This is a genomic window from Candidatus Brocadia sinica JPN1, assembly GCF_000949635.1.
GTDB lineage: Bacteria > Planctomycetota > Brocadiia > Brocadiales > Brocadiaceae > Brocadia > Brocadia sinica.
Window position 1 is genome coordinate 3,918,559 of sequence record NZ_BAFN01000001.1, and the last position, 14,715, is coordinate 3,933,273.

At 40.1% G+C, this 14,715-nt stretch carries 11 protein-coding genes; 10 read left to right on the forward strand and 1 reads right to left on the reverse strand.

Annotated elements, in window-relative coordinates; all coding sequences use genetic code 11:
• Positions 1-268 precede the first annotated feature (268 nt).
• Positions 269-664, forward strand: a complete 396-nt coding sequence (locus BROSI_RS18075; protein WP_052565370.1) for a response regulator — start codon at positions 269-271, stop codon at positions 662-664.
• Positions 665-784: 120 nt separating this feature from the next.
• Here the strand turns inward: BROSI_RS18075 and BROSI_RS18080 are convergent, their stop codons facing one another.
• Positions 785-1,123 carry a P-II family nitrogen regulator gene (locus tag BROSI_RS18080; protein WP_052565372.1) on the reverse strand — a complete coding sequence of 113 codons (339 nt, stop codon included), beginning with the start codon at positions 1,121-1,123 and terminating at the stop codon, positions 785-787.
• A gap of 370 nt (positions 1,124-1,493) precedes the next feature.
• On the opposite strand from BROSI_RS18080, the gene BROSI_RS18085 reads away from it, so the two are divergent.
• The 9 genes from BROSI_RS18085 (at position 1,494) to BROSI_RS18130 (ending at position 14,700) form a co-directional block, all read left to right on the forward strand.
• Complete coding sequence (locus tag BROSI_RS18085; RefSeq protein WP_052565373.1) at positions 1,494-2,906, forward strand: cache domain-containing protein; 1,413 nt, start codon at positions 1,494-1,496, stop codon at positions 2,904-2,906.
• Positions 2,907-2,931: 25 nt separating this feature from the next.
• Entirely contained in the window at positions 2,932-3,324 is a 393-nt protein-coding gene (locus tag BROSI_RS18090; protein WP_052565375.1) for a PAS domain-containing protein, read from the forward strand.
• A 90-nt stretch (positions 3,325-3,414) separates the two neighbouring features.
• Positions 3,415-4,629, forward strand: coding sequence for an MFS transporter (locus BROSI_RS18095; RefSeq protein WP_052565377.1), 1,215 nt, complete (start codon positions 3,415-3,417; stop codon positions 4,627-4,629).
• 681 nt (positions 4,630-5,310) lie between these two features.
• Positions 5,311-6,012, forward strand: a complete 702-nt coding sequence (locus BROSI_RS18100; protein ID WP_082059315.1) for an HPP family protein — start codon at positions 5,311-5,313, stop codon at positions 6,010-6,012.
• 56 nt (positions 6,013-6,068) lie between these two features.
• Positions 6,069-8,357, forward strand: coding sequence for a PAS domain S-box protein (locus BROSI_RS18105; protein ID WP_052565381.1), 2,289 nt, complete (start codon positions 6,069-6,071; stop codon positions 8,355-8,357).
• Between the two features lie 45 nt (positions 8,358-8,402).
• Positions 8,403-8,936, forward strand: a complete 534-nt coding sequence (locus BROSI_RS18110; protein ID WP_052565382.1) for a coiled-coil domain-containing protein — start codon at positions 8,403-8,405, stop codon at positions 8,934-8,936.
• 209 nt (positions 8,937-9,145) lie between these two features.
• Positions 9,146-10,033 (forward strand): formate/nitrite transporter family protein, encoded by an 888-nt coding sequence (locus BROSI_RS18115; RefSeq protein WP_052565384.1) that lies wholly within the window; start codon positions 9,146-9,148, stop codon positions 10,031-10,033.
• A gap of 281 nt (positions 10,034-10,314) precedes the next feature.
• Positions 10,315-10,905 carry a TetR/AcrR family transcriptional regulator gene (locus BROSI_RS18125; protein ID WP_052565387.1) on the forward strand — a complete coding sequence of 197 codons (591 nt, stop codon included), beginning with the start codon at positions 10,315-10,317 and terminating at the stop codon, positions 10,903-10,905.
• Positions 10,906-10,971: 66 nt separating this feature from the next.
• The gene (locus BROSI_RS18130; protein WP_052565390.1) at positions 10,972-14,700 is read left to right on the forward strand and encodes a mechanosensitive ion channel domain-containing protein; all 3,729 of its coding nucleotides are present in this window, start codon (positions 10,972-10,974) and stop codon (positions 14,698-14,700) included.
• The last annotated feature ends 15 nt before the right edge of the window (positions 14,701-14,715 follow it).

Consider the following 14,715-nt stretch of genomic DNA (forward strand, 5'->3'; position numbering starts at 1 on the left):
CCGGAATACCAGGTAATATCAAGAACGTATGAGCTAATTTTTAAGGTAACGAACTTTTAAGGTTTTTAGAAGACTAACTCGAATGAGTCGGAAGAAAACCTATAATAATACAGGAGATTCCGAAACAAGTTCGGAATGAAAAAACGCAATTCGGAATGACAAAAGCGGAAAATGTCATGCTGAATCCTGATCTTCATCAGGACACGCTTATTTCAGCATCTCCTATCAAAAATACTCTTCTGATTCGTTCGGGAAAGGAGTAAATTTTATGGCAAAAATACTTATTGTCGATGACTCTGCCCTTATGAGACACACCTTGCAACACATTGTTGAGAAAGCGTGCCATGAAGTCGTAGGCTTAACCGGGGATGGAAATGAGGCAGTAAAGCTATACAAGGAACTCAAACCTGACTTGGTAACAATGGATATCCTGATGGGGGAGAGCGATGGAATTCAGACATTAGCGGCTATTAAAAAAGAGGATCCCGGCGCAAACGTAATAATGATTACTGCGCTTGGCTGGGAGAATAAGAAGGAGGATGCCCTCAGGTTAGGCGCCAAAGGATATATCAAAAAACCTTTTGATGCGCAAGAAATCAGGAAGGAAATAGAGAGAGTAGTAGGGAAAAGTCAGATAGAGACGCTTCGAACAATATTAAATTAGTGATCATACAGAAAACAATACATGGAGTAACTTTTTTCAGTGCATTTCATTCTCTCTTTTCGTCGGGCTTCGTATCTTAACCCAACCGTAGCCAACGAAATTCAGGCTCTGCCATTCACTCTAGATTGCGGCTTCACCTGACTCCTTTGTGCGAACACGATAAGCATTTTCTACATGAGAAATGAATATCTTTCCGTCACCAATGCTTCCCGTCTGGGATTCACTAATGATGGTATTTACAATGTTTTCCACATCGGCATCTCTTACCGTTATTTCGATTTTGATCTTTAAGAGCAGATCAATCCGGAATCTCCTTCCACGCCATATCTGACTTATACCCTTTTGATTGCCGTGTCCGTTGACCTGCGTAACAGTCATTCCCGGATAGCCCAACTGTAACAAAGCATCCTTGACAACATCAAACCTTTCTGGCCTTATTATAGCTTCTATTTTTTTCATAATAATGCCTCCATTCATTGAGCAAAATTTCACTCTGTTACTGCCAAAATTATTAACTCATTATTCTCTGTCAAAGGCATAATCGATATTGAAATCCTACAACCAAACATTCCCCCGGGAAATTATTTTCCGGATGCGCGCTCATATTCAGACCATATCAAGCCTCTACTTTGTAAACATTTGTATACTATCTATTGACATATGATACTTTACAGATTATAATATGTCAAGTATATATTCGTATACTTAAAAAGGGCAAATAATCAGCTACAGAGCCATTGATGAAAATGACAGCGGGACACATCTTACTGAATTTACCAATACTGATAATTTCCCGGTGATGTAATTTTTCCTTAGAAAGGGCAAGACTATGATTGGAATATTAAAAAAACGGATTGTCGTGGTCATTATTACATTTGTGTTTTTCGGGCTATTTCCCCTGGTATTGTTCAGGATGCTTGCATTTCCAAAGGCGAGCGCAGAGTTAAAACATGGAGTAAAAAATAATCTTGAGGGTCTGCTCAATAAACAAAAAGATATGCTAACCCTATTGCGGCATGAGAGGGAATCACATGCCAGGGCTATTTCAGATGCCATTCTTAGCACATTATTGATTCATGGTGATGAAAAATTTGTAAACCTTATAAATGGGAAAAACGAGCATGAATACCTCAGGTTAGAAACGCAGTTGGAATGCACAAAGGCTGATTATGGATATAGAGGAATATTTATTTGTGACGGCGCAGGTATCATTCAGGCGACAACAGAAGATGAAATATCTATGATTGGCAAGAATATTATGAAGGAAAAGGCATTCCGCAATATCCAGGAAACCTTATATGATGGAAAAACATATTTTTCCGATGTGATTCATTATTCTTATAGCGACAGTATTAAAGAGGGAAAAGAAGACGAGATACCTTCGTTGTTTCTGTCGTATCCCATTAAAGGTGAAAACCACGATGTGATAGGAGCCGTGGTGCTATGGATGGACACCTCGATGCTGAATCAGGCCATGAAAAATGTTGTATTTGGAAAGACCGGTGAAGCTTATCTGGTAAATAAAGAAGGTATCATGATTACTCAATCAAGATTTTCAGAACACATCAAAAATACCGGTGATACTTGCAAAACATGTCATGTTGTCGCAGACCCTGATAATCAAATGATTACAAAAGGGGTGAAAAGGTGCATTACGGAAAAGGTGAATGGCTATGATCTGAAGGGATACAGGGATTACGGTGGGTTACAAGTCGTGGGCGCATGGAGTTGGCTGAAAGATTTCAACATGGGACTCATTGTTGAAATTGATGCAGATGAAGCTTTCTGCGCCTTAAATAATATTAGCTCGATGACAAAGTCGCTTATGATAGCGATGCTCATTCCTGCATTTGTAATGGCAATATTGACTTACAGAAAGTTAAGCACTGGTTATATGCTCAAATATTTGTCTGTACCTCACAAAGCGTTTCTGGGAGTAACAACCATCATTACCATTGGATTTGTCATAGCAGTCCTGGACGGTTATGAATTAAGGAAAGAGCGCGGGTATCTTCGGGAGCAAAAATACAAAGTACGCAATCCTTTCAATACCCTGGGTTCCCTTGTAGTACAGAGAGATGAAGATTTCATTAAGAGTAAGATTTCCACGTTTAAGAAGAAACTTCCGACCTTCAAATCAGAAAATACTATGAACAAGGAAAATAAGGAGAAAGGGGTTGTCGAAAACAATGCAACACAATTATTGGAAAAGTCCGTTATGGCATGGGAGATAAAACAGTAAAAAATGTTTATGAAGGAGAATTTGTATGGAGAATATACGCGCATCAACGGAGAGCGTATCAAAAACGCTTCCTGATGTAAAGGACGCAAAGGGTTGGTATGAGTATGAGCCCTCTTACGATGGCGTCATTACCCATATCGATGCCAGTGGGGCAAAGCTTTTTGGATTTCATTCAGCCGATGACGTAATCGGTAAGCAGGTCAAAGAATTATATGCGCATCCATTTGATCATGAAAAGACATTATCTATGCTCTTTCGGGATGGGCAGGTATATGGTTATTTTACTTTGATGAAGACAAAAGATGATACCTTGTTTTACATAAAGCAAACAAGTTCTTTAATTACGGAAGGATTATATAAATGTCCTCTAAAGGTAAAGACCGAATTTAAACTGTTTCATTATCTGCACTTAAGTTAACAATCGTTTGAACTATGCTATTTTTATCATCGCTAACAAATCACAATTATTTCCGCATGGCGATACATTTACATTATCAGGAGATTTTTTATGAATATGTCTGCAAATGAATCGATACAAACACCAAACGGCAATACAAGGGTAATGATACTTGCAACAGTGGCATTTGCATTGTGCTTTGCAGGTTGGACGTTGTTTGCTCCTTTGGCAATATATTTTCAGGAAGAATTTAATCTGTCTTCCACATCGGTGGGATTATTGCTTGCAACCCCGGTATTACTTGGTTCCCTCGCAAAAATTCCTATGGGCATTGTGACTGACAAGTACGGCGGAAGACTCGTTTTTACGATTATGCTTCTTTTTGGGTTCGCATCTCTGTTTTTTACTGGTTTTGCGCATAGTTATGGTTTTTTGTTAGTGTGTGGATTCTTTTTCGGTTTAATAGGTTCTTCTTTCGCTGTTGGAATTCCGCACGTCTCGGAATGGTATCCAAAGAAAAAACAGGGATTTGCATTGGGGGTTTATGGCGTGGGAAACGCCGGCACTGCCCTCTCCGCTTTTGGAGCGCCATTTATCGCAGAATCTTTGGGATGGAATAAGGCATTTATCATTTATGCATTCCCATTGCTCCTGATGGCATTTATCTACTGGTTTTTTACTTCCAATGCCCCAAAATCAACGAATGTTAAGGTTTCTACCATAAGCGATAAACTGAAACTCTTTAAATCTTCCAGACTAGCCTGGATTTTTTGCTTATTCTATTTTATGTTTTTTGGATTCTTCGTGTGCTTTTCGATATGGTTGCCATCGTATCTTTGCGATTTTTATACTATTTCACCAGTAAAGGCCGGGGGCTTCACATCGATATTTGTATTTCTTTCGTCATTTACCCGAATTTTGGGGGGGTATCTCGGCGACAGATTCAATGGAAGAAAAATAATGGTACTCCTTACGGTAATTGTACTTGTCATAACGGTATTCCTTAATTTAAACGTATCGCTGACAACCTCACTCATGGTGTTCTACATTATGGGAACCTGTCTTGGCATTGGCAATGGTGTCGTATACAAACTCGTGGCAGAATACTTTCCAAAAGATACAGGAGCTGTAGGGGGGCTGGTAGGAGCGGCAGGAGGTCTTGGCGGCTTCTTTCTCCCAATAATTTTAGGCACAATTAAAGATTATACGAACAATTATTCTCTCGGATATATCTTTGTATCCCTCGTTTGTCTCATGTGTCTTTCATTTATGGAGGAAAAAACCCTGACGGGCACACAACGAAATGTAGCAACTGCAATGCACTGAAGGCAGAGGATGTATAAGACAAAAGACAGAGAATTTTTTTTAAGAACGCATCAAAAGAATGATGAGCTTGAGAGTCAAGACAAAACCTATCGGCTTTTCAAAACAGTACAGTGGCAAGGTACGCCTTGCCACTAGAGCTGGTTTGAAATTCCTTAACATTTAACTAGGCCTTCGGCACTTACACAGATATCTTTTTACGACAAAATTCCACCCCCTTACCCCTGCTGTGAGGGGGATTAAGGGGGTGGAGAAAAGTTTGAAATTCCTCTACGCTTAACTGGCAATTTGTAAAATCATATCCCCTTATTCAGATAAATATCCACACCTGCCTTTTGGATTATTTCCAGACGAAGCGCAAAGGACTGCTTAATGAAGCATCCCTGATCACTCCATCAGCTTGTTACCATATGTTTATTTGTGCCTTCTAAATAACCGTATGTATACATAATATTTAATTGTGCAAATAGCAATACAACACATGAAACAACCCTTCCACAATGAAAGGATCCGTTTGGTCCGATAGTTCTTCACTATTTCTGTTGATTACAATCATCATTTGTGTAATGTGTCACTTTGCTACCTTTTATGTAAAATATGAGCGACATTTTGTTTTGCCAAAAAAATTGGCATGTATTTTGTGTAAATTTTAGTAAACGTTTGATTACATAATGAGGCGCGCGCATGGAAAGGAAATTGTGGATGGTCAAAAAGAGGCAAACAGCAGAGGAAAAGAAGGTCTTGGACGTTGCATTTGAAGTACAAAAGGATACCGAAGAAGACAAAAGAGGTATTTCGGTGTATCTTACTGATTTTATCAGAAAATACTCAAATAAGGAGAGGGATAAAATGCCATTCACAGAAAGGATTAACAAGGTTAGCTCAGTTATAAAAAAATTACCGATGACTCCGCATTCTGCGATTCCTTCAAGAGAAGTATGGCTTTCCTTATGGGGCGCATTTTTGGGCATAGGGTTTACCGCATTGCTTGCCTATCTCTGGAGGTTCCCTATGCTCCTGGGGCCGTTCGGCGCCAGCTCTGTGTTGATTTATGGCGCCTATAAGTCTCCGCTGGCACAACCGAGAAATGTTCTTCTGGGACATTTCGTTTCAGCGTGCATTGGAATAGTCGTTCATGATTTCTTCGGCGCTACGTTTTGGTCTATTGCGCTTGGTGTTGCCCTTGCCCTGGTACTTATGACAGTAACCTATTCAATTCATCCGCCAGCCGGCGCAACGGCATATATAGCCGTTCAAACAGGCGGGTTAGGCGCTGCATATATGTACATCTTCAATCCGGTTACTCTGGGCGCCTTTATTTTGGTATTAATTGGTGTGATTTTCAATAAACTGGGGAAAAGGGAATATCCTACACACTGGTGGTAAAACTTCTCAAGAGGTAGCGCATTACAACCTTTGGTTCAATTTACGGAGAAAAACGAATGTACATATCGATTAAAAATCGACTTATTCTTTTCCTGATACTATTTACCCTGTTACCGTTTGTTTTGCTCAGAATTATAGCCTATCCACGGATACAATCCGATGTTCAGGAGGTGCTCATACGAAATCTCGATGGTATTGGCCACAAGCAAGCGCAATTAGTAACGAATTGGATCAATGAAAGGATGAAGAACGCACGGATAATTGCAAATAATCCATTGATGATCAGGTGCGTAAAAATTACAAAAGAGGATAAAGAGTATCCAGATATTGTTCAATACATAGAGACTGTAAGAAATGAGTGTGGTTATAAGGGTGTATATATCAGCAACGATAAGGGATCGGTCACTGTTTCCACAAGAGCAGAAGAAATAGGAAATGACATTTCAAAAACAGATTATTTTCGCGAAGGGATACAAGGAAATACTTTTGTATCGGGTATTATGCCATCTGAAATTCCGCTGACAAACGAATTTGGCCAGAAAGAACTCGGCATGCCTACCATGTTTGTTTCAACACCGTTGAAAGATACGGATGGAGGTATAATCGGCGTTGTCTCTGTCAGAGTAGATGTAAATAACCTGAATGAACTGATGCTCAGCCTCAATTTAGGGAAGACAGGCGAGACTTATCTGGTAAATAAAGACGGATATATGGTCACGGAATCACGGTTTGCTGCCCACCTCAAAGAAATGGGACTCGTGAAAAAGAGATGCGCTTTAGAACTGAAACTCATTGATCGGGAAACTGGTGAATTAACGAAAGGTGTTCAGATCTGTGTTTCGGGCATCAATGGTTTTGATGCAAAGGGCTACAAAGATTACAGCGGCGTAACGGTGTTAGGCGCATGGCGCTGGCTGCCCGAATATAATTTGGGTGTACTATCAGAAATCGACAGGGATGAAGGCTATGGAGCCGCTTATAATCTGAATTCTATTGTAAGTTTTGTGTTATTAATCCTTGCGTTCCCCTTTGCATTGGCAGCATATTTTATCGGGAGAAAGACTTCGATACCGATTATCAGACTTACTGAAGCAACTGAGAAAATGGCTTCAGGAGATTTAACCCAAAGGGTAGATATCAGGAGAGAAGATGAAATTGGTATGTTGGCAAACTCCTTTAATGCTATGGCAAAGTCTTTAGATGAGAAGACAAAAGAAATAGCAGCATCCGAAAAGCGGTATAGGGAATTGTTTAACTCTCTAAAGGAAGGGGTGTATCAGTCTGAGCCGGGGGTAGAGGGTGTGTTTACTTTTATAAACAATGCAGGTGCAGAAATCCTGGGGTATAGTTCTCCGGAAGAAATAATTGGAACGAGGGTAAAAAACATTTATGGAGACCCGGAAGACAGAAGACGGCTTTGCGAGAAGCTTGAGAAGGATGGGATATGGAGGGAATTTGTATCCCTTTGTAAAAGGAAGAACGGTGAGAGTTTTTATGCAGAACGCACAAGCAATTTGCTCAGAGATGAAAGAGGGAATCCAATTGCTATCCATGGGGTATTCAGGGATATCTCAGTGAGAAAGAAAGCGGAGATGGAAGTTGTTGAGTCCGAGAAGAGATACCGTGTGTTATTCGATTCGCTCAAAGAAGGGGTATATCAGTCTGAACCAACAGAGGACGGGGTATTTACCTGGATCAACCAGGCAGGGGTAGAAATTCTTGGTTATAAGTCTCCAAAGGAAGTGATTGGGACGAAGGTAAAGGATATGTATGTGAATCCTGATGACCGGAGAAAAATAGTTGAGAAGTTAACGCTTGAAGGTGTCTGGAGGAATTTTACCACCTTATGCAAGAGGAAAAATGGTGAGCGTTTTTATATGGAACGCACATCAAACCTGGTTTCAGACGATAAGGGGAAACCGGCGCGCATAGATGGGATATTCAGGGACATTACTGAGCGGAAGAGGTTAGAAGCGGAGTTGCAGGAATCCGAGAGACATTACAGGGAATTGCTGAATTCATTAAGAGAGGGAATATATCAATGTGAGCCAACTGAAGATGGAGTATTTACCTGGATTAATCAGGCAGGAGCAGAGATACTTGGTTACAACTCACCCGAAGAAGTGATTGGAACACGGGTAAAGGATGTGTATGTGAATCCCAATGATCGAAAAGAATTAATTGTGAAGTTGGAAAAGGAAGGGGTCTGGAGGGAATTTACTTCGTATTGTAAGAGGAAAAATGGAGAGCGTTTTATTTCTGAGAGGACATCCACTTTTGAATGGGATGAAAGCGGTAATCCAATCAGAATTACAGGTGTATTTAGAGATATAACAGAAAGATAAAAGCAATTATTTCATGCAAATACCCTGAACGAGGAGTGCAAAATTATGAGAAATCAGGCGGTACATGGTTTGTCCGTTAATGCAAAGACACTTATTGCAATATTGATATTTGTGAATGTTGGCTTTGCGGCAAAAATGCTCAATAAGTATTACACCATGAAGGAAGCAGGGTATGTCAGGGAAAAGACGTTTCAGGAGCAGCTAGCGCAAAGAGTAATGAAGTCCTTTGGTTCCGTGGAAGAGTTAAACAGGATGGTTAATGATATAACGAGACAAAAAGAAGAGGCCGAAAGGATTGCGGCTTCCTTTAAGGAACAAGGTGAACAGTTAAAAGAGGTAAATAACAAAATTGAAGATACAAAGACAAAACTGGAGGCGGAAAAGGCCCTATTACAAAAAGAGATCTGGGGTCTGGAGGATTCATTGTCATTAGCAAGAAAGACGCTCAGTAGTAAGGATTTGTCAATTCAGGAACTTATGAAAAACTTAGAAACAACTGAAAAAGAGAATGTGGCGCTCCGGAAACGTCTCGGAGAACAAGCAAAGACACCGGAAGGATGGAGCCTGCCTCATCAATGAATTCATTCCCTGTAATACGGATGAAAGATTTTACGCAAAAATGCTGAAAAAACTTTTGTAAAGAATTTCTTTATCTGCTGAAAAGAAAGGAGGTGTGCTAAATAAACTATTCCATTGCAATGAGTGATTGTATTGAGATCAAGAAGAGGGGGTAAAGAATTAGCGTTATTTTAAAACGATGTATACAACATTTGAGAGGAGAACAATTAATGTTATATACCGGAAACGTAGATGCAATTGCAGCGATATCTTTAAAGAAAGCTACTGCAATGAAGCACAGTCTAATAGGCTTCCTGACGCTTTCTGTAGTGGCGGGTTTTTATATTGGATTTGGTGTCCTTCTCATGGTTATTTCGGCTGCTCCTGTTGCAGCGCTAAACCCTGGAATAGGGAAAATCGTTGGAGGCGCAGTATTTCCTATCGCTTTGATATTGGTAGTTATTGGCGGGGCTGAGTTGTTTACCGGATATAACTTACTGATATTAAAAGGTACTTTTCGGGGCACAGTATCATTTGGCGATGCAATGTCAGGCTGGTTTTGGACATACTTAGGTAATTTGGGTGGATCCATGATTTTTGCGCTTTTAATTTATATGTCTGGTGTATTCGCCCCTGATCCATGGCATGCCTTCCTGAACAAGGCGGCTACCTATAAGATGAATGCGCCATGGTGGGAATTGTTTTTCAGAGGCATCTTTTGCAACTGGCTTGTATGTTTGGGAATATGGAGCTGCTTTAGGGTTACCAACGACAGCGCCAAGATAATGATGTGCTGGTGGGTTTTGTTCTGTTTTGTTACTACAGGAATGGAACACAGCGTGGCGAATATGACGTTTTTGACAATTGCGAATTTACTGCCCCATGGCCCTGAAATTTCATGGGGTAAGATGTTTGGCCATAACCTTGTTCCTGTTACCCTGGGTAATATCGTGGGTGGCAGTTTCTTCGTTACATTCCTCTACTGGTTTGCAACGGTTATGGACGAAAAAGGGGCAAGGACTTTGGAGGCTGTAAAGGGCGGTTCTGGAAGTGCCGGGTTACCACGAGCAGGCGGGGCTCCTGAAGAGATCAAAGATATTAAGGTGAAGATGAAGTAATACATCAGAAATGAATTCCTGAATAAGACAATAATCAGGAAATAGTTAGCAAAATCTTAGCGCACAAAAGGCTTCCTAGCGCCCCTTTCATCCATGGCATTAGCGTTAGAAAAGTCTCAGTGCATAAAAGGCCAGCGTTGTACTGCTGGCCTTTTTTATTTTTAAGTTTTATTTTCAATATTGCATTTTTTTTGTTTATAATACTTTGTATTTTTTGCATACATTAATAAAGTTCATAAATTCTGTAGCTTGATCATAACTCATACACTCAAGGAGGTACCGTGCAAATCAGAAAATCTACCGAGATTAGGAGACAGCAAATTGTTGATATTATTCGAACGATTATTTCTTCCAGAGGAATAGAACACGTTACCATAAGTGAAATAGCCGGAGAAATAGGAACTACCAAAGGGGCTATTTATCGGCATTTTAAGAGCAAAAGGGATATATTAAGTCTGTTAATAGATAATGTTGAGGAAACCCTCATGGAAGCGCTGGATAAAGCAATGGTGGAAAAAGATCCGGTACAAAATCTAAAAAATATCCTGCTTGCCCAACTTATTCTTGCGAAAACCCGACGCAAAACATCCTTCGTTGTTATCATGGGAGCCATGCAGTTTAGTGATCCCTTCATACGAAGAAAGATTTCGCAGCTAATAGAGAAGTATCTTCGGAGAATAGAAAAGCTGCTTGCAGGCGCTCTAAAATCAGGATTGATAAAAAAAGACATTAATCCAAAGACGTCTGCAATCGTCTTTATGGGACTCATTCAGTCCACAATAACTGTGTGGTCATATAAAAATTTCAAATTTGTGCCTCAAAAAATTCATGCGGATCTGTGGGACGTTTACAAACGTGGAATAGGCGTTTAATTTGTCAGGTGTTTATAACCAATATGCAGAAATGAAAATGAATATAAAGTGCCGGGAGAATCAATTATGTCTTTGAAGTATATGACGGTAAAAAAAAGAACTATTCTCACTCTCATCCCTTTCTCCAAAAACGGTTTAGCGTTGTATCTGGGTATTTGTCTCTTTTGGTTAGGCTTCGGTATCGATATTCAGGCACAAACTATGGGAAAAAAGGATATTGAAATAAATCTCTCGGAAATGGGTGTAACAGTAACAACAGACGACGTTAAAAGGGCTAAAATAAAAGATGAAGAGGTGAAAACGAACGTTACAAAGTCCATGGATGAAATAAATTCCTCTATATCTAATTTAGTAAGAGACAGAAAAGCGATGGATGCTTACCTTGAGAGACTCCGGCAGGAAAAAGCGGATTACCTGGCTAAGGAAGTCAGTCAAAAGTTTTTAGAATTACTGGATAAGGAAATTGCCATAGTTAAGGAAAAAACAGATATCGACAATGAGCAGATAGAGACATATAAGGACCGGATTGAAGTGCTCCATGATCAGTCAAAAGCTTATGACGAAATAGTTGTATTATTAAAATCGATATTAAGGTTGGAAGAAACACTTTTAACTTCCCATGAACAAGTCCCCATAGTGAAAAAAGAGGCAGACATTGCAAAAAGTTACATTACGGCAGTGCAAGCCAGCATCAGAGAGAAGGAATCGGTGATATCCTTTTTTATGAACAGATTGGAAGAGATAAAAGCTAAGGTATCTGAAGATGAAAGGGATCTTGCAAAGTATCTGGAATCTTTAAAAACGGAGATTGGAAACACGGAACTTGCTCATACGATGCAGGAAAAAATTGATAGTATTTTATTATGGAAAAAGGCCATCGGCGCCCAGTGGATTGCCATATTTGAGACCCGGTTGGGAACGTCCAGGATTCGTTATGATAAAGCGCAGCAGGAATTGAAGAATGCAGAATTCAATGCCGCGTTTTTAGCCGAAAAGGCAACACGCTTGGAAGAGAGGCTGAGGGAAGAAGAATTAATAAGAAAACAGGCAGAATTGGAGGCGGCAAAAAGAGCCGAAGAGGAAAGCCGAAAGATTGCAGAAAGGACTAAGGCTGAAGTTGAAAAGGCCTTGCAGGAGGCAGCAAGGAAGAGTGAGGAAATTGTCATGGAGCAAATGACGACGACCTCACCGGAAAAGAAACGATTGTTGGAGTTGGAGGCTGAGGTTCACAAACAAGTTGGGCTTATTGCCAAAAGAAAAGACGAGCTTATTACAGAGGGTGCGCAGATATACAAAGACTTTACCGAATATAAAAAGTTAGAGGCGGATATCGGCCTTTTATTGAGCAAGGGAGGAACAACAAAAGAGATCGACGAATCACTAATAAAGATAGAGACGGAAATGAAGCGGTTCTCTGAGGCAATTACAGCAGTGGAAAGCCTTCTCCCCCTGGTAAAGGAAGAGAAAAAACTCATTTCTGAAAATATTGTCAAGTCCAAAGAAGAAATAGCAAAAATCGAAAATGAAGCGGCCTCTTTCACGGACAAAGAATTGGCGCGTCAGGCAATAGAACATGCAAACCATATCATGAAAATGATAGAAGAACAGTCTGGACTTATATCTACGAGACTGGACAGATTACAGGAACGATTGAAAATCAAAAAAAATGCACTATTACTGCTGGAAGAGACCAAAGAAAAATTGATTACTCTGAAAGCAGCCAACGTTTGGATGAGAGTAGAAAGCACGATTTCTTTCCAGACAATTCAATCGGTGTTTAAGGACTTCGTGGATTGCTATGACCGGCTTGATTCGCTCTATCATATAATTCCGGCCCAGATAAAGAATTTTCTATCGTATACCTCCAATAAAAGACATACAGTTGCTTTTTGGATAAGATTCTGTGGATTAATAGGGATCATTGCCGTGTGGTATTTTTCAAAAAAATACATTCGCCGGTGGAGCATGTTCAAAATACAGGCATTGTATGAAGCGGCAGGCTTATCCTACTATAAATCAAGGCTATTTCCCAGCCTTTTACTCGTGCTTCAGAAGAGTATAAATGCCATATGGCTGGCTATCCTTTCCGCATCTATACCTGGTATTCTGGGTATAAAAGCTCCCGTAATAACAGGGACAATATACGTATTAACCTTTTTTGCGGTATATAGAATCCTAAGACACCTTCTTTTTGAGTCTTTTAGCCCGGAAAAAGGGGATAGAAAGTTAGTTACCCCTTTGGCATATATTTCTCGCACACATCTTTACAAATCATTGAATATTATTGTATTGTTTTCCTTTGTTTCTTTATCACTAATCGTCGTTCTCACTACATTTGGGTACAGGAGTGATGTAGTCGAATTACTCTGGTTTGTATACCGGATGGGGATTTTAATCCTTTTGCTGTGGCTTGCAACTCAGAAAACACTGATATTCAAATTATTGCCGAGCGCCGAAACTCAATTTGGTAAACTTATTCATCGCATAATAACGGTAATCTATCCAATTTTCATTACCTTTGTTGTATTGTTATTTGCGATAAGGACCCTGGGATACCCGGTACTTTCCTATGTGTTATTAAGGACATGTATAAAGAGTTTTATCATCGTGTTTATCTCTTTCTGGGTATGGAAATATTTGTATCATCGTTTGGTTCACATAAGAGAAAAGCGTCTTAAGAGAGAAAATCTCAAAAAAGGCAGCCCTGAGGAAAAAAGATTTCATGCTGTTACGGTAATCTATCATATTTCGCTGAACTATCTCATTTCAATTATTGCGGCAATAATTATTATCCGCGTATTGATCAGGACATTTCGTGATGCGGTAGGTTCTCCGGCTGCTCCTTATCTGGTACAAAAAACCTTTGGGCAGATAGGGATAATTTTAGGGGCGATTGGCAGCGGACTACGGTATCGTTTCTTCCTGGAAGAAGGGAGATATACAACACCGATAAAGATTATCATAGCATTAGTCGTGCTGTTTATATCCTTTTTTGCCGCACGGCATATAAAAAAACTGCTGGAGGAAAAGATATTTTATAAACTTCGTCTAGAACGCGGGCTGAAGCAAACACTCTCTACCCTGATACGATATGTCGTCATAGGCATCTCGGCGCTTATTGGCCTTAATATAGCCGGAATTCCGTTAAGAAGTCTGGCTTTTTTTGCAGGCGCTTTTGGTATCGGCATCGGATTTGGAATGCAGAATATCATCAGCAATTTTGTAAGCGGCATTATCCTTCTCTTTGAGCGCCCCATGCGTGTCGGAGATATTATTACCCTGGAGGACGGCACATTAGGCACAATCGAAAAGATCAGTGCAAGGAGCACGACAATTAACACACCGGATGAGATTACCATAACGGTACCCAATTCAAAGTTTATTGAAAGCAGGATAAACAACTGGACACATCCATCAGCGCGTATGAGGGGTTCCGTAAAAGTGGGCGTAGCATATGGTTCTGATACAGCATTGGTAAAGAAGTGTTTGCTGGAAGTTGCCAGACTGAATCCCAATGTAAGGACATATCCGGAACCCTTTGTGCGGTTCTCCGAATTTGGTGATTGTGCGCTGAAATTTGAATTATATTTCTGGGCAGATGATCCGGGGAAACGTTGGTTTATTATGAGTGAACTCAATTTTGCTATCGATGAAGTATTTAAAAAGAATCATATCAAATTTGCCTTCCCTCAAAGGGATATTCATATACGTTCAGTAGCACCTTTTCATCTTCAGGATATACAGGAACACGTGAAACAAGATGATCATCAGGGTAATGAACAGACAGATGCATAAGTTAAGATTTTTCTT

What these genes read in the sequence shown, in the direction of transcription:
- BROSI_RS18075 (WP_052565370.1), top strand. Translation starts at nt 269, where the DNA reads ATGGCAAAAATACTTATTGTCGATGACTCTGCCCTTATGAGACACACC.
- BROSI_RS18080 (WP_052565372.1), bottom strand. Translation starts at nt 1,123, where the DNA reads ATGAAAAAAATAGAAGCTATAATAAGGCCAGAAAGGTTTGATGTTGTC.
- BROSI_RS18085 (WP_052565373.1), top strand. Translation starts at nt 1,494, where the DNA reads ATGATTGGAATATTAAAAAAACGGATTGTCGTGGTCATTATTACATTT.
- BROSI_RS18090 (WP_052565375.1), top strand. Translation starts at nt 2,932, where the DNA reads ATGGAGAATATACGCGCATCAACGGAGAGCGTATCAAAAACGCTTCCT.
- BROSI_RS18095 (WP_052565377.1), top strand. Translation starts at nt 3,415, where the DNA reads ATGAATATGTCTGCAAATGAATCGATACAAACACCAAACGGCAATACA.
- BROSI_RS18100 (WP_082059315.1), top strand. Translation starts at nt 5,311, where the DNA reads ATGGAAAGGAAATTGTGGATGGTCAAAAAGAGGCAAACAGCAGAGGAA.
- BROSI_RS18105 (WP_052565381.1), top strand. Translation starts at nt 6,069, where the DNA reads ATGTACATATCGATTAAAAATCGACTTATTCTTTTCCTGATACTATTT.
- BROSI_RS18110 (WP_052565382.1), top strand. Translation starts at nt 8,403, where the DNA reads ATGAGAAATCAGGCGGTACATGGTTTGTCCGTTAATGCAAAGACACTT.
- BROSI_RS18115 (WP_052565384.1), top strand. Translation starts at nt 9,146, where the DNA reads ATGTTATATACCGGAAACGTAGATGCAATTGCAGCGATATCTTTAAAG.
- BROSI_RS18130 (WP_052565390.1), top strand. Translation starts at nt 10,972, where the DNA reads ATGTCTTTGAAGTATATGACGGTAAAAAAAAGAACTATTCTCACTCTC.